Source organism: Brachybacterium atlanticum, from assembly GCF_025669985.1.
Classification (GTDB): domain Bacteria; phylum Actinomycetota; class Actinomycetes; order Actinomycetales; family Dermabacteraceae; genus Brachybacterium; species Brachybacterium conglomeratum.
Genome location: NZ_JAKJJW010000003.1, coordinates 122,892 through 138,551, shown reverse-complemented (window position 1 = coordinate 138,551; position 15,660 = coordinate 122,892). Strand labels below are relative to the sequence as shown.

Annotated in this window: 12 protein-coding genes; all 12 read right to left on the bottom strand. The window is 71.2% G+C overall.

Annotated elements, in window-relative coordinates:
* Window positions 1-35: 35 nt before the first annotated feature.
* Window positions 36-1,109 (bottom strand): glycosyltransferase family 4 protein, encoded by a 1,074-nt coding sequence (locus L3K22_RS02555; RefSeq protein ID WP_259881888.1) that lies wholly within the window; start codon window positions 1,107-1,109, stop codon window positions 36-38.
* Entirely contained in the window at window positions 1,106-2,338 is a 1,233-nt protein-coding gene (locus L3K22_RS02550; protein ID WP_259881890.1) for an ABC transporter permease, read from the bottom strand. The genes L3K22_RS02555 and L3K22_RS02550 overlap by 4 nt, the downstream gene beginning before the upstream one ends.
* Window positions 2,335-3,438, bottom strand: a complete 1,104-nt coding sequence (locus tag L3K22_RS02545; RefSeq protein ID WP_259881892.1) for a glycosyltransferase family 4 protein — start codon at window positions 3,436-3,438, stop codon at window positions 2,335-2,337. Before L3K22_RS02545 ends, L3K22_RS02550 begins: the two co-directional genes overlap by 4 nt.
* Window positions 3,435-4,448, bottom strand: a complete 1,014-nt coding sequence (locus L3K22_RS02540; protein ID WP_263310011.1) for an acyltransferase family protein — start codon at window positions 4,446-4,448, stop codon at window positions 3,435-3,437. The genes L3K22_RS02545 and L3K22_RS02540 overlap by 4 nt, the downstream gene beginning before the upstream one ends.
* Window positions 4,439-6,688 (bottom strand): N-acetylneuraminate synthase family protein, encoded by a 2,250-nt coding sequence (locus L3K22_RS02535; protein WP_373317972.1) that lies wholly within the window; start codon window positions 6,686-6,688, stop codon window positions 4,439-4,441. Before L3K22_RS02535 ends, L3K22_RS02540 begins: the two co-directional genes overlap by 10 nt.
* Window positions 6,685-7,392: an acylneuraminate cytidylyltransferase family protein gene (locus tag L3K22_RS02530; protein ID WP_259881897.1), complete on the bottom strand. Its 708-nt coding sequence runs from the start codon at window positions 7,390-7,392 to the stop codon at window positions 6,685-6,687. The genes L3K22_RS02535 and L3K22_RS02530 overlap by 4 nt, the downstream gene beginning before the upstream one ends.
* Window positions 7,389-8,477, bottom strand: coding sequence for a hypothetical protein (locus tag L3K22_RS02525; protein WP_259881899.1), 1,089 nt, complete (start codon window positions 8,475-8,477; stop codon window positions 7,389-7,391). Before L3K22_RS02525 ends, L3K22_RS02530 begins: the two co-directional genes overlap by 4 nt.
* Window positions 8,465-9,493 (bottom strand): CgeB family protein, encoded by a 1,029-nt coding sequence (locus L3K22_RS02520; protein ID WP_263310009.1) that lies wholly within the window; start codon window positions 9,491-9,493, stop codon window positions 8,465-8,467. The genes L3K22_RS02525 and L3K22_RS02520 overlap by 13 nt, the downstream gene beginning before the upstream one ends.
* Entirely contained in the window at window positions 9,490-10,464 is a 975-nt protein-coding gene (locus tag L3K22_RS02515) for a glycosyltransferase family 2 protein (RefSeq protein ID WP_263310008.1), read from the bottom strand. The genes L3K22_RS02520 and L3K22_RS02515 overlap by 4 nt, the downstream gene beginning before the upstream one ends.
* Window positions 10,464-12,191 (bottom strand): tyrosine-protein kinase domain-containing protein, encoded by a 1,728-nt coding sequence (locus L3K22_RS02510; protein ID WP_263310007.1) that lies wholly within the window; start codon window positions 12,189-12,191, stop codon window positions 10,464-10,466. Before L3K22_RS02510 ends, L3K22_RS02515 begins: the two co-directional genes overlap by 1 nt.
* Before the next feature lie 187 nt (window positions 12,192-12,378).
* Window positions 12,379-14,130 (bottom strand): pyruvate dehydrogenase, encoded by a 1,752-nt coding sequence (locus L3K22_RS02505; RefSeq protein ID WP_263310006.1) that lies wholly within the window; start codon window positions 14,128-14,130, stop codon window positions 12,379-12,381.
* Window positions 14,131-14,302: 172 nt separating this feature from the next.
* The gene (locus L3K22_RS02500) at window positions 14,303-15,640 is read right to left on the bottom strand and encodes a hemolysin family protein (RefSeq protein ID WP_263310005.1); all 1,338 of its coding nucleotides are present in this window, start codon (window positions 15,638-15,640) and stop codon (window positions 14,303-14,305) included.
* Window positions 15,641-15,660 lie beyond the last annotated feature (20 nt).

Sequence of the window (15,660 nt, the reverse complement as noted above, 5' to 3'; positions counted from 1 at the left end):
CCTCATCGCCTCCTGAGACCAGGCAGACTCTCTGATCACGCATTTCGTCCTCCCCCTGCAGTCGGTACGTCGAACCGTCCTCCCATCGACCCGACCAGCTCGGCAACTCTGCGGGATCCGGCCTGCGGGGAGTAGCACGTCTCCCAGCGTGCGCGGCTGTTCTCGAGAGTTCGCCCGGACGCGCTCAGAGAAGCGAGTGCCTCGCAGATGATGTCGGCGAGGTCTGCAGCGTTACCGCGTTGAGCAATCCACGGGAAATCCTTACCCGCCACTTCAGGAAGTGCGCCAGCATCCGAGATCACGAACGGCACCCCTCGCGCCATCGCCTCGGCAGCGACGAGCCCGAACGGCTCCTCCCAGACTGAGGGGAACACGGCCAGGTCCACCTGGTCGAAGAACTCTTCCCGGCGTACCCAGCCCAGATGGTCCACGCTCCCCCCGAGGGGCTCGAGGGCGGCCCGTATCTCCCGGTCGTCTACCGCATCCCCGAACCTGTTCTCGCCGGCGAGGACCAGGCGCACCTCGCGCTCCGACCATGCGATCACCTCGACCATCGCGCGGGCGAGCACGTGTACGCCCTTGTCCTTTGTAAGGCGTCCGAGAAACCCCACACGGAGCGGCCCTACAGAACGAGGCGCTCGGGCACAGACGGTGATGTCCTCGGTCCAGTTCTCCAGGACGCGGGCGCTACGGACCCGGGAAGCCATGAAGCGCGAGGGAACCAGGACCGTCGTGGCACCGACCCGACCAAGACGCGCTGCCAGGGCATTGAGCCTAGTCGGGAGGATGTGGAGATGGGCGATGCGTGGTCCCATCCCGGTCGTCGCGACAGTCGGCACCAACCCGTTGCACCACAGCGGGATCGTGCGGTTTCGCAGTCGCCAGGAAGCGAGCGCACGCATGTACCCGGGGCGGCTTGATGCCTTCAGCGGAACCACGTCGAAGCCACGGGCGCGCGCTTCGTCGAGCAGCTCCCCCGGAGTCGTCGGCGCGAGTACCGTCACGTCGATCTGCATCGATCGCAATGCAGAAGCGATGTTGAGCAGCATGACCTCGCCGCCACCCATGTCGCCGTTGTTGGTCGCGATTGCGATCTTCGGAACGCTCACCGCGCTTCCGCCTCAGGTGAAGAGTCTTCTTCCGCCTCAGATCTGTCTCGTGCCCGCGCATGTGCGTACAGGGCGATGGCGATGACGAGGGCCCACTGGAGGGTGAACAGCACCTCGCCGAGGCGCCAGGCACAGATCAACGTGGTCACGGTCGCGGCTTGGGCGACGATCTCCTGACGGCTCAGCTCACGGGCGAACGGGCGCAGAGCGAACACCACGGTCACGCCGAGAACGATGAGCAGCCATGGCCACCCGCCCTCGACCAGTGCCGTCCAATACGAGTCGTGGAACAGCCATACCTTGCCCGGGTCGTCGTCGAACACCACATAGGCCTCGCCTAGTCCCGAGCCGAAGAAGCCGGCGTCGTGGACCTTGACCTCGGAGGCGCCGTCGATCCGACTTCGCAGCAGATCCGATCCTTCCCGATCCGAGAAGACGCCGATCTGGGAATAGTCCTCCGCGACCTGGGACACGCCGATCACGATCGCGATCCCCAGGAGCCACCGTCCGAGCACCGACAATTTCGGCGCCAGGACGATCCACCCCACCCCCGCCGCAAGAGCAGCGATCGAGGTGCGAGAGCCCGTCTCCCAGACGAGGACTCCGATGAGGAGGACCAGCAGCACCCTCGCCCAGCGTCGCTCCACCACGGCGAGCATCAGCACCCCGAAGACGGCGTACGCCATGCCCGCCACGTTCTTGTCCTCGAAGAAGCCCGAGAGGTATCCCCCGTAGTTGTCCGGCGCGAACCCGGCGTAGAACGCGAACGCATTGAATATCATCCCCACGCCGAGCCCTGCCAAGCCGGAGCGGAAATCGATGCGCCCGGAGGCGAGGACCATGAGCAGGACCGCCGTCAGAGCCAGTCTGATCAGTCGTCGCTTCCAGTCGAATGCGAACTCGGTGGGATCCGCGAACATCGAGATCATCCCGATGTAGAACAAGCCGATCACCAGCAGTGGCACGAGCAGCTGCAGTCGGCCGAGCTCCACCTGCGGTCGGCGGGTGATCGCGAGCAGGATGATCCCGACCATCACCACCTGATTGAGCGGGATCGGCAGGCCGAACATGGATCCCTCGAAGATCAGGCCAAAGAACAGCACGAACTCCGGGATGCGCAGCTTCCCGATCGCGGAGAGCGCGCCCGAGGTCTCGGTGCGCAGGCGGGAGCCGATCGTGGTGGCGGTGCGGTCGATCGTCGCCTCCCGAGAGGCATTGCGGTTGCTCATGCGGCTACCTCCCGGTACACGTCCGCGATCGCCACGGTCATCTCCGCGACGGTGAGCCCGTGCTCCGCTTGCTCGGGCCGCGCCGCCAGGTCGTTCCCCTGCTCGATGATCCGCGCGGCCACGAGCTCCGGCGAGCATGCCTCCTCGGCCGTGACCAGGCACCGCTCGGGCACGATCTCGCCGTTGCCCCCCACATCGGTGACGACCACGCCGAGGCCGTGGGCCGCGGCGTCCAGCAGCGTGTAGGAGAGGTTCTCCCAGGCCGAGAGCTGCACGACCACGTCATGCGAGCCGAGTGCCTCTCCGGCGTCCACGTGACCGGGGAAGTCGATCCGGTCCTCGAGGTGGAGGGAGTAGGCGAGGGTGCGCAGGGCACCGTCCTCCGGTCCGCGACCGGCGATCGTGAGTCGGGCCTCGGGGTGCTCGCGGGCGACGAGGGCGAAGGCCCGCATCAGCTGGTCGATGTTCTTCTCCGGGGCGAGGCGTGCGAGGGACAGCACGCGCAGGCCCGCGTGGGGCTGCGGGGTCGGCTGCGGAGCGTCGACGCCGTTGCGGATCACGGTGAGCTTCTGCCCGCTCCCCCACTGCTCGGCGACCTGCGCAGCGGTGGAGTCGCTGACGGCGATCACCCGGTCGGTGCGCAGCAGGCGGGCGCGATGCGCCCCGGCCTTCACCCGAGCCTGCAGGCCGTTGGACTGGTAGTAGCCGCGCACTCCGGAGATCCCGTGCTCGGTGGAGACCAGGCGGATCCGCTCACCGCGGCCGGAGCGCAGCCCGGTCACGGCCGCGACCCCGGCGAGGTCCGCGAAGGCGAGATGGGTGTGCAGCAGGTCGGGGCGCAGGCGCTGGAGGTTGCGGCGGATCGTGCGCACCGCGGCGGCGGTGCCGTCGGCCGGGGAGACCGGCCCGGTCACCACGGGCGTGCCCTGAGCGCGCAGCGCCGCGGCGAGCGGCCCCTCGGGGCACAGCACCACCAGACGCCAGCCGGGGATCCCGACGCGGGCGGCGTCGAGCACGTGGCGAGCCACGCCGCCGAGGTCGGCGACGGGCACGCACCACAGCGCGGTCCGGTCACGACTCTCCGCCGGTGCTGCGGTCATGGCGTGGTCACCGAGAGGTGGCGCGGTGCACGGGCGGCCGGGCGCGAGCGCCGCAGCTCGGGGGACACGAAGAGCCACTCGATCCGCCGGCGCGCGAGGACCAGCAGAGTGGGGACGCCGAACGTCATGATCATCATCAGCGGGATCACATAGGGCATGTTCTCCGTGCCGGTCACGTCGAGCACGCGCACGGTCGCATAGGAGGCGAACGCATGCCCCACGTACATCACGATCGAATTGCGCCCGTACCACTCCAGCAGCCGCGTGGGGGGCCACCGGGGGATGCGGGGCGCGAGCCTGAGCACGAAGAGGATCCCGGCCAGCGAGACGGGGAGGTACTCAGGAGTCTGCGAGACCAGCAGCCGCTTGGCCACGATGTATCCGCCGCCCAGCGTGACCAGCGCGAGCAGGGCCGCGGCCCAGATCGGCATGCGCGTCTGGATCGTGGCCAGGTGCGGCCCCACCGCCGCGCCGAAGAAGAAGAACGCCCCGTACCAGAGGTACCGGTCCAGGATGGGGATGCCCGGCTCGGCCAGCCACAGCACGACTAGCGGCAGCGCCGCGAAGAGCAGCCAGGGCATCCACCGGGGCCGCAGCATCGCGGCGGCGTAGCAGAACAGCAGCGCCACCATGTACCAGAGGATCCCGCCGGAGACCCACACCTTCACGTGGGTGAGGCTGCTCAGCCAGCCCATCGTCGCGAAGATGATGGTCAGCCACACTGCGTAGGGCCAGGCGACGTGGCGGAGCTTGCCCGTCACGTACCTCCACGTGCCCTTGGCCAGCGACCGCTCCACGAGCAGGCCGGAGAGCACCAGCAGCGTCGGGATGCGGAACGGTCCGAGTGCGGCGTTGAGCTTCCTGACGTAGTAGCCGGGCTCGGCGCCGTCGAGCAGCTGATCGGGGACCGACGCCGCATGCCAGAAGACCACCAGGAGGATGGCGCCGCCGCGCACCAGGTCCATCCACGTCATCCGCGGCGCGGCGGGCTTCGTCTCGGTCAGAACCATTCCTGCAGCCGATCCAGGGCCACGAAGAAGCCCTCTCCGGTGTTGACGTGCCCCATCCAGATCTCCGGGATGAACGGCGCGTTCGGGGCGAGGCGGTCCATGCGCTCGGCGAGGTCCTTGAAGTCGACCTCGCCCTCGCCCACCTGCACTCCTTCTCCGTCCACCCCGACCGAGTCCACGATGTGCAGGTGCTCGGTGTGCGGGCCCATCAGGTCGATGTACTCGCTGAAGGGGCGCTGGTAGAAGTTCGCGGCGAGCTTCGAGTGGGACACGTCGAAGGTGAGGCGGCGGCCGTAGGTCTCGCAGAACCACACCGTGTCCTCGGGCTCCATGAACAGGTTGTGGTGCTGCTGGCCGCCCATCAGCCACGGGAACGGCGGGAGGGTCTGCGCGGTCAGGCGCACCCCGGCCTCGTCCACCCGCTCCAGGCCCTGCTGCACCCGCTCGTACAACGGGTAGCGCTCCTCGGGCCGCAGGTGACGGTCCGGGAGGAAGCCGCCCATGGTCACCACCACGATCGGGTCCTGCTCGCAGGTGAAGTGCTCGCGCAGGTCGCGGGTCAGGTCCACCACGCGCTGCACCTCGTGGATCGAGCGCTCCCAGATCGCCTCGTCCGGGGAGGCGAGGTCGATCAGGAAGTCGCCCGGGTACAGGTCCGGGGCGTGCACGGTGAAGAACTGCTCGAGCTTCTCCCCCGGCGCGAAGAACTCGGAGAGGTCGAGGTCCATGTCCTTCGCGCTCTGGTGGAACTCGAGGAAGTCCGGCTCGGAGACCTCCAGCAGGGCGCGGAAGTCGTGGAATCGCACCGGCAGCCCCCAGGGACGGCGGAAGCTGTAGCCGCTGCGCTGCCGGGGCCGGCCGGCCAGGTCGCCCGGGTAGAAGAAGTCGCCGGCGGGTACGTCGCGGTGCAGGGTGGTGCCCAGCAGCGCCTCGCGCTGGTTGGGCTGCAGGCCGCGGCCGGGGCTCTTGACGTCGATGTCCGCGGCGGTGACCACGTCGCCGGAGCGCAGGTCGCGGGCGGCGACCAGCGACTTGGCGAGGTTCACGCGGTTCATCAGCTCGCCGGTGGAGAGCTCGCGCGGGCCGTCGGTGCCCAGCGCCTCCTCGACGTCGCGGATCTGGCGGACCATCTGCCCCAGCTCGTCGGGCAGCAGGGAGACCTTGTGGTCGTTGCCCTCGAGGGTCTTGTCCACGGTCACGTGCTTCTCGATGATGTGCGCGCCGCGGGCCACGGCCGCGACCGGCACGTGCCAGCCGCGCTCGTGCCCGGAGTAGCCCACCAGGCCGTCGCCCAGCTCGGCGAGGCGGTCCATGTACCGCAGGTTCACGTCCTTGTAGGGCGCGGGATAGGTCGACTGGGTCTGCAGCAGCGCGAACGGGGCGCCCTGGCCGCGCAGCACCTCGACCGCACCGGTGATCTCCTGCTCGGTGCTCATGCCGGTCGAGACGATCATCGGGGCGCCGAAGCCGGCGACGTGGGCGAGCAGGTCGTGGTTGGTGAGATCCGCGGAGGCGATCTTAAATCCGGGCACGCCGTAGCGCTGCAGGGCATCGGCCGAGGGCAGGTCCCAGGGCGTGCAGATCACGTCGACCTCGCGCGCGGCGCAGTGGTCGAACACCCGGTACATGTCCTCGACGGAGAGGGAGTACTTGGCCAGCAGGTTCATCGTGTACTGCGGGCCGAGGTCCTCGCCGGCGCTGGCGGCACCGCCGGAGCGGTACAGCGCCGCCATGTCGCGCAGCTGGAACTTCACCACGTCCACGCCGGCCGCCACGCAGTGGTCCACGAGGGTCGTGGCGAGCTCGACGTCGCCCTGGTGGTTGTTGCCGATCTCGCCGATGATCAGCGCGGGATGGTCCTCGCCCACGGTGCGGCGACCGATGGTGAGGGTGCGCGCGCCGGGGGTGGCCACGGCGACGAGGCGGCCGCGCTCGTCGAGCACGGGGATGCGGTCCACGCCGTCGCGGAACAGCGGGGTGATCTCGGCGACCGGGGTGCCCTCGGGGACCGAGACGAAGCGCGGGTTCGCGGCGTCGACCGCGGGGGCGGCGAGGTCGGGGGCGGTGTGCTCCACGAGCCAGCGGCGGATGTCGCCGTCGCTGAGGGTGCCGCGCACGGTGCCGTGCTCGTCCAGGGCGAACGCGACCCGGGCCTTGTTCGCGCTGATGCGCCGCAGCGCCTCGAGCACGGTTGCGGTGACGTCGACCGTGTAGGGGGCGGTGGTGCGGTCCAGGATCACGAGGTCCTCCATCCGAGTCGGGCGAGCATGCTCTCGGCGGCGGCGACGTCGGTGAGGGTGTCGATGTCCACGCCCTCCACCTCGTCCAGCACGAACAGGTCCGTGCGCCCGCCGATGCGGTTGTTCTTGGTGCGGTAGATGTGCGGCGCCGTGACGTAGAGGCTGCCGTTCTCGAAGTAGTGCATCTGCTGCGCGGTGAGCTCCTGGCGGCGGGGCCGGGCGTCCACGTCGTAGGCGGCGCGCGCGCTCTGCCCTGGCGCCTCCGGAAGGCGCCAGAAGAACGGCGACTCCGGCACCACGCCCACCAGCGCATCGACGCCCTTCCCGCGGAACATGGCGAGCGCCCGACGGATCGTGTCCGGGCGGCGCACGGGCGAGGTGGCCTGCAGCAGCACCACGGCGTCCAGGGTCGTGCCCTCGGCCTCGACCACGTCCATGGCGTGCAGGACCGTCGGCTCGGTAGGGGCGTCGTCGGTCGCGAGCTCGGCGGGGCGCTGGATCACACGCGCGCCGTGCGCGGCGGCGACCTCCGCGATCTCCTCGTCCTCGGTGGAGACGGCGACGATCACGTCATCGTCCTGCTGCGCCTCGAGGGCCTGCGCGATCGTCCAGGCGATCAGCGGCCGCCCACCCACGGGCAGCAGGTTCTTGCGCGGGATGCCCTTGGAGCCGCCCCGCGCGGGGATCACGACCAGTGCCGTCATCCGGCGCCCTCGAGGATCTGGGCGATGAGGCGGGAGGGCTCGTCGGCCCCGGTGGCCAGCGCGGGGGTGGGCTCCCCGCCCCAGCGGCGCATGTCGTAGCGGTCCCAGAACTCGCGCACCCAGGCGGGCACCTTCTCGCCGGCGACCCAGGAGGGGATGCCGCGGGCGGCGGCCTCGAGCACGCCGGTGGAGAAGATCCCGACCACCGGGGCGCGCACCTCGTGCAGCGGGATCGAGGTGTCCTGGAACTCGACGCCGCGGCGCGTCATCAGCCTGTGCGCGGCGCGGGAGAGGACGTCCACCTCGGAGGGGTGCGGGCGGTACAGCGCGCCCTCGGCGCGGCAGAAGGACATCGCGATCCCCGCGGTGATCCGGCGCGGCAGCTCGGCGCCGTGCATCTGGCCGAGGAACACGGGCTTCTGCCCGGTCACGTCGACCTCGCCCTCGCTCTCCTTGCCGGCCTGCCACAGCAGCTGGGAGCCGACGGTGCGCACCTCGACGTCGTCGCGGCCGGAGCGGTAGAACTCCGCGTCGGCGTCGCTCCAGGCCAGCAGCGTGGTGCGGGGCGGCAGCGGCGGGGCGTAGGGGGTCAGGGCCCCGTGCTGGACCACGGCGGAGGCGGTGTCGGTGGCGAGCGCCCACTCGTGGGCGGAGCGACCCGCGGCGAGGTGCTGGCCGAGGGTGAGCACGGCGCCGATCCCGCGTCTGTCCAGCACGACGGCGAGGCGGCGGCGCTGCTCGTCCTCGGTGGTGGCCGGTTCGATCCGCTGATGGGTCCACTCGTCGCCGTCGAGCTCGGGCAGGTCGAGGCCGGCGGGGCTGAGCACGTCCACGCCGATGCGCAGGTAGGGCAGGGAGGTCAGCAGGCTCGCGCGGGAGGTCGGGGAGGCGGAGTCCAGGGCGATCAGCAGGCGCGTGTCCCCCTCACCCTCTCGGGAGTGGAGCACCAGGCCGGGCAGCTGCTGAGTCCCGCGACGCGAGCGCACCGCGCTGGTGACGGCATGCTTGACCTGGCGGGCGCGGTTCCGCGTGCTCTGCCATTCCTGCCAGCGCTCCAGGGAGCTGGGGTGGATCAGTCCTGCCACAGCGAATCGACCTCCTCGAGGCGATGATCGAAGGTGTGCTCGGCGAGGGTGCGGCGCCTGCCGGCTCCTCGCATCCTCTCCCCCCAGGCCCGGTCCTGCAGGGCGCGCCGGGCGAGATCGAGGAGCTCCTCGCGATCGTGCCACACGGCGACCTCGGTGCCGACCTCGTAGAACTGGTCCACGTCGTCGCGGTCCACGAGCTGCACGCCGCCCATGCCGGGGATCTCGAAGGTGCGCATCGCGTGCCCGTTCTGCAGGCCGTGGATCGCGACGGCCGCCGCGCCCTCGGCGTGGATCTGGTAGGCGCGCTCGAGCGGCACCTCGCGGGAGGCGGCGATCGGGGGCCGTGACCAGGAGAAGGTGCGGGCGCGGTCGAACGGGTGGCGGGAGAAGTCCCGGCCCCAGGCGTGCACGGGCAGGTCGTGCTCGGCGAGGTGTGTGAGCAGTTCCTTGCGGTTGGCGTAGCCGGACCCGATGAACACGATCTCGTCGGTGCGTCGGCTGGTGGGCTCGCTGCGGTGGGGGTCGAAGGCGTTGGGCACGAAGTGCGCGTCGACGCCGCGGGCGCGGAGCATGTCCGTCTCGGAGCGGGCGTAGTCCACCACGGGCCCGACCTGGCGCAGGAACTCGTCGGTGTAGTCGTGGCGGTGGAGGTCGTCGTAGAGCCACAGGATCCGCGGGGTGTCCCCCAGCGCATCCCAGAACCGCTGATCGAGGCCGTCGCCCTTGATGACGACGACGCGGTGCGGGCGCACCTCCCGCATCCGCGCGATCACGCGGTCGGTGAGGCGGGCGCGCTCGGCGGTGCGGCGGTCGCCGGGCAGGTGGAGGCGGTCGGGCAGCTCGACGGTCGCCTTGAGCCGCAGCTTGTCGCCGACGGTGTCGTAGGCGTCGTAGCGGGCGGTGTGGACCTCGTAGCCGCGGCGGGCGAGGGCGTCGCCGATGCTGCGCCAGTAGCCGTGGAAGGCCGGGGAGATCAGCAGGAGCCGCTCCGGGGTGGAGGGGGCGGGGCTCATCGCGGGAGGGTCCTTCCGGCGCGGTGGATCAGGTCGAGTTCCTCGCGGGCCGCGGCCAGCGGGGCCACGTCCCGTCCGGCGGCGCGGCGAGCGCTGTTCCACAGCAGGTTCACGCCGGTGGCCAGCGTCATCGCGCCGCGAAGCAGGTGCACGTTGCCGTGCTTGCGGGCAAAGCGCATGCGGGCGCCGACGAGCCAGCGACGCCGGCGGGCCTCCCCGCCGGAGGAGCCGCCGCCCACGTGGCGCACCTCGAGGTCCGCATCGAGCAGGGCGGGGATCCCCGCGCGGCGCAGCCGCAGCTGGAGGTCCACCTCCTCGGTGTACATGAAGTACCCCTCGTCGAAGCCGCCGGCCTTCCGCACCTCCGCGAGCGGCAGCAGCAGCACCGCCCCGGAGACCCAGTCCACCGGCACCATCCCGCTGCCGCGTTCGGCGTCGAGGTCGTGGCCGACGGCGCGGTGCAGCACGTCGCGGTGGCGCTGGGAGGCGAGCGGCACCAGCCACTCCACCACCTGGTGGGAGATCGTGGGGAAGTACCTCGCGGCGTAGCCGGAGCCGCCGTCCTCGCCGACGTTCCGGCAGCCCACCACGGCGGGCATCCACGGCAGGGCGTGCGCGAGCAGGTCCGCGCAGAAGCCCGGCGGGATCTGCAGATCGGAGTTCAGCACGAGGGCGTGCTCGATCGCGGGCCCGCCCGCGGCGTCGGCCGCACCGACCGGCGCGGCGAGCGCGTCCAGTCCGGTGTTCACGGCGGCGCCGAAGCCGCCGTTGGCGGGCCGGCGCACCAGCTCGACCCCGGCCGGCAGCTCGTCGGCGGCGACGGGGACGGGGCTCGCGTCGTCGACCAGGACCACACGGGCGGGGCGCTGCGCGGCGGGCACGGCCTCGCCGCACAGCGACTCGAGCAGCGGCAGCACGGGAGCGAGCGCTCCGTGGACGGGAACGATCGCCCCGAGCCCGCGGAGGCTCATCACCGGCCCCAGGTGGGGGCGGCGCGGCGACCGCGCGGCGAGGTGCGCGCAGCGGGCGCGGAGTCCCCCTCGGGCTCGTTCTCGTCGTGCTCGACCGGCGCCGACTCGTCGGCCGCACGGGCGGGGTGAGCGACGGGCTGCGCCTCGGGGCGCGGCGAAGCCTGCGCGGCACGTCGCGGAGCCTCCGTGTCCGCAGGTCGCGGGGCGTCCGGGGCAGCGACGGCTGCGGCGGGCGCGGAGGCAGGGCCGGGCTCGGCGGGACCGCCGGCCTGCTCGACGTCGACCTCCTCGGCATCCGGCACCACGGCGGACTCGTCGTAGCCGCCGAGCGCGCCGTAGCCGTACTTGCCGTAGGCGCTGTAGCCGTAGACGGCGTCGCCGTAGGCGAGTCGGTTCAGGCGGCCGGTCGAGGCGCGGTTGAGCACTGCGCCGTAGACGGTGCCGTTCACGGCGCGGATCGCCTCGACCGCCTTCTGCATCGCGGCGGTGCGGGTCTGGCCGGGAACGGCCACGAGGATCGCGCCGTCCGAGTGGCGGGTGAGCAGCTGCGCATCGGTGACCGCGAGCACCGGCGGCGCATCGATGATCACGAAGTACTGCCGCGAGAGCTCCTCGATCAGCTCCTGCATGCGGCGCGAGCCGAGCAGCTCGGAGGGGTTCGGCGGGATCTGCCCGGCCGGGAGCAGGGTCAGCAGCGGGACGGTCGTCGGCTCGGCGACGTCCTCGAGGCTCACCGAGGCGGCGAGCAGCTGGGACAGGCCCACCTCGCCGTCCACGGAGAACTGCTGGGCGATCATCGGGCGGCGCAGGTCCGCATCGACCAGCAGCGTGGGCTGGCCGGCGCGGGCCATGACGCGGGCGAGGTTCGAGGCGACGGTGGACTTCCCCTCGCCGGGGGCGGAGGAGGTGACCACGATCGAGCGGGGCGGGTTGTCCACGTCGATGTAGCGCAGATTCGTGCGCAGCTTGCGCAGCGCCTCCCGGCTCGGGAAGAACGCGGGCTCGGGCAGCACGCCGTCCTTGCCGCGGGCGAACTCCTTCGCGTCCGGGAGCGCGCCGAGGGTGGGCAGACCCACCACGTCGGTGACGTCGTCGGCTGTGCGCAGGCGGCTGTCGTTGCGGTCCCGAAGCCAGGCGAGGCCCAGCGCCACCAGCAGGCCGAAGGCGGCGCCGGCGATCAGGAACTTCTCGCGGTCCGGGGAGACGGGGGCGCCGGGCACGACGGCGTTCTGGTAGTTGGTCAGCTGCACGCCGACGGCGGCGTTCTCGTTCCCGCCGGTCTCGAGGGAGCGGGCCTCGGCGGCGGTCGCCTCGACGGCGGCGTTCGCGATCGCGGAGGCCTCCTCCGCGGTGGGCGCGACGGCCTCGACGGTGATGATCGGGGCGTTGGGGTCCAGGGTGGTCTGCAGGGAACCGGCGACCTCGTCGGGGCTCGCCTCGAGGCCCAGCTCGTCCACGATCCGCTGGCCCACCGCGCGGGTGTTGAACAGCGGCAGGTAGGACTGCGCCTTCGAGTACTGGAACTGCATGTTCCCGCTGGCCTGCTGGATCGGGTCGCCGTTCTCGTCGGACTGCGCGCTGGCGGAGACGTAGCCGAGCGCGCTCGCGGAGTAGGTGGTGCTCTGCGTGAAGGAGAGGCCGTAGCCGGCGGCGGCACCGAGCACGAGGCCGGCGACGAGGAGCAGGAGGTTGCGCAGCAGCAGCCTGAGGAAGTCTTCGATCGTCACCGGAACTCTTCTTCTGAGGTCATTCGAGGGGGCCTGGTCATATTAGGTGAAACCGGTGCACAACCGACCGGAATGTCATCACGACCACGTCACGAACAGGCGCTTCGCCCGACCCTGTGCCGGTGTCCACCTGCCGGTCGCCGAACCAGCATCGACCGAGTCGCCGAGCGCGGCGGGAGAGCCGCTGTCACCGCGGCATGTTCCGCAGGTTGCTCGCGGCCATGTCGACCATCCTCCCCACCCCGCCGCCGAGCACGACCTTCGTCGAGGCGGTGGCGAAGCCGCGGATCTGCTGGGCGGTGATCTTCGGGGGCATCGAGAGGGCGTCGGGATCGGTGACCACGTCGATGAGCACCGGGCCAGGGGTCGCGAGCGCGGCGGCGAGCTGCTTCTTCAGCTTCTTCGGCTCTGTGATGCGCACCGCGCCGATGCCCACGCCCTCGGCGATCGCGGCGTAGTCCACGGCCTCGTGGTCGGTGCCGTGATCGGGCAGGCCCTCGACCAGCATCTCGAGCTTCACCATCCCCAGGCTCGAGTTGTTGAACACGAGGATCTTCGTGTCCAGCTCATGCAGCTTCACGGTCAGCAGCTCGCCCATCAGCATGCCGAGCCCGCCGTCGCCGCTCATCGAGATCACCTGCCGGCCGGGGAACGCCTTCGAGGCGCCGATGGCCTGGGGGAGGGCGTTGGCCATGGTGCCGTGGTGCCAGGAGCCGAACACGCGTCGCTTCCCGTTGGGGGTGATGTAGCGGGCGCCCCAGACGTTGCACATGCCGGTGTCCACGGTGAACACGGCGTCGTCGTCGGCGAGCTCGTCGAGAGTCGCGGCGACGAACTCGGGGTGGATGGGCGTCATCCGCTCGACGTTCTTCGTGTACGCGGCGACCACACCGGAGAGCGCCTTGTGGTGTGCCTTCAGCTGGCGGTGCAGGTAGCGGTGCCCCTTGGTGGACGTCAGCAGCGGCAGCACCGCCTGGAGGGTGAGCGCGACGTCGCCGTGCACGGCGAGGTCGAGGCCCACGCGGCGGCCCAGCCGGGACGCGTCGGCGTCGATCTGCACGATCCGCGGCGCCCCCTTGCCGTTCTCGCGCGGCAGGAACTCGCTGTAGGGGAAGTCGGTGCCCAGCAGGATCACGAGATCCGCCTCGTGCATCGCCTCGTAGCAGGCGCCGTAGCCGAGCAGGCCGCTCATCCCCACGTCGTAGGGGTTGTCGTACTGCATCCACTCCTTGCCGCCGAAGGCGTGGCCGATCGGCGCCTTGACCCGTTCGGCGAGCGCGAGAACCTCCTCGCGGGCGCCGCGCACCCCGGCGCCGGCGAACAGCATCACGGTGTCCGCGTCGTCGATCAGCTCGGCGAGACGGCCGACGGGGCCTGCGGCGGGCTGGACCGCGCCGAGCTCGGTGGCGAGATCCCGGGTGAGCGGGGCGTCGACCCCCTGGTCGGCGACGTCGCCGGGCAGCACCAGCACGGAGACGCCGCTCTTCGCGATCGCGGTCTGGATCGCGATGTGCAGCATCGTCGCGCCGTGGGGGCCGGAGTTGACCATCTCACAGAAGTGGGAGCACTCCTGGAACAGCCGCTCGGGATGGGTCTCCTGGAAGAAGCCGGTGCCGATCTTCTCCGAGGGGATATGGGAGGCGATCGCGAGGACCGGCGCGTTGTCGCGGTGCGCGTCGTACAGCCCCTGGATCATATGGGTGTTGCCCGGGCCGCAGGAGCCGGCGCACACGGCGAGCTTCCCGGTCAGGCGGGCCTCGGCTCCCGCGGCGAAGGCGCCGGCCTCCTCGTTGCGCACGTGCACCCACTCGATGCCCTCGGTGGTGCGGACGGCGTCGACCACGGGGTTCAGCGAGTCGCCGACCACCCCGTAGATGCGCTCCACGCCGAGGTCGCGGAGCTGGGCGACGAGAAGCTGGGCGAAGGTGCTGCGAGCCATGAGAGGTCCTCCCGAGGTGTGGGTACCCGGGAGCACGGTCCCGGGACGGAGTGCATGTCCTCGACCCTACTCGCGAGATGCCCCGAGGGCAGGGCTGAGCCCCGACCGATCGGCTCGGGAACGGCGCGGGCGGCAGCGGAGGCGCGGCGCGGCGGGGGCGGGCCCCGCCGGCTCAGACGGAGGGAGTCTCCTCGTCGGCCTGCACCTCGCCCTCGGCGGGCGTCCCCGGGATGAAGCGCACCGTCTTCACCCGGCGCTCGTCGACCTCGGCGACCTCGAGGGTGCCGCCGTCGATCGCGACCATGTCCCCGGCCTCGGGGATGCGTCCCAGCTGCGCCATGAGGAAGCCGCCGACGGTCTCGTAGCCGCCGGTGTCCGGCAGGGAGATGTCGGTCGCGGCCTCGAACTCCTGCAGGATCAGGCCGCCCTCGAAGGTGCCGTCGGCCGCGAGGATGCTGTCCAGGCCGCCGGGGGCGGGCCAGGTCTTCGCATCGAACTCGTCGTAGATCTCGCCCACGAGCTCCTCGAGCAGGTCCTCGAGGGTGACGATGCCGTCGGTGCCGCCGTACTCGTCCACGACCACGGCGATCTGGTCGGCGTGGGCGCGCATCCGGTTCAGCGCCGAGAGCACCTGCACGGTGCCCGGGATGTGCTCGATGGGGCGCACCAGCTCCGACATGCGGGTGCGGACCGGGTCCTCGACCAGGAGCATGTCGCGCACGTGCACGAAGCCGAGCACGTCGTCGACGTCGTCGCCGGTGACGGGATAGCGGGAGAAGCCGGTGTCGCGGATCTCCTGTCGGCTCTCCTCGACGCTCTGACGCCCGTCGAGGAAGTGGACCTGGTGACGGGGCTGCATGACCTCGACGACGGTGCGCTCGGAGGCGTCGAACACGTCGGCCAGCACCCGCGACTCCGCCTGATCCAGAGCGTCGGAGTCGCGGACCATCGCCTTGATCTCCTCGGCGGAGACCGCCTCGCGGTTCGCGTCCGGGTCGCCTCCCAGCAGGCGCACGACGAGGTTGGTCGACGCCGACAGCAGCCAGATCACCGGGCGCATCAGCTGCCCGAACAGGTGCAGCGGCGGGCCGACCACCTTGGTCATGGCCAGCGCGTTCTGCATGGCCAGGCGCTTGGGGACGAGCTCGCCGAGCACGAGGGAGAGGTAGGCGATGATCAGCGTCATCCCGATCAGCGCGGCGGTCCCGGCGGTGGCCTCCGGCAGGCCCAGCCCGGTCAGCACCGGCACGAGCGACGGCGCGATCGTGGCGGCGCCGTAGGCGGAGGAGAAGAACCCGGCGACGGTCACGCCGATCTGCACCGCGGAGAGGAACTGGTTGGGGTCGCGGACCATCGTCGCGGTCTTCGCGCCGCGGGGCCCGGACTCCTCGAGCTGGTCGATCTGCGACTCGCGGAGATTCACGATCGCCATCTCGGTGCCCGCGAACACGCCGCCGATCAGCACGAAGAGCAGCACGAGGGCGATGTTCAGGAGGACGGAAGGATCCATGGGGACAAACCTACCGGTGC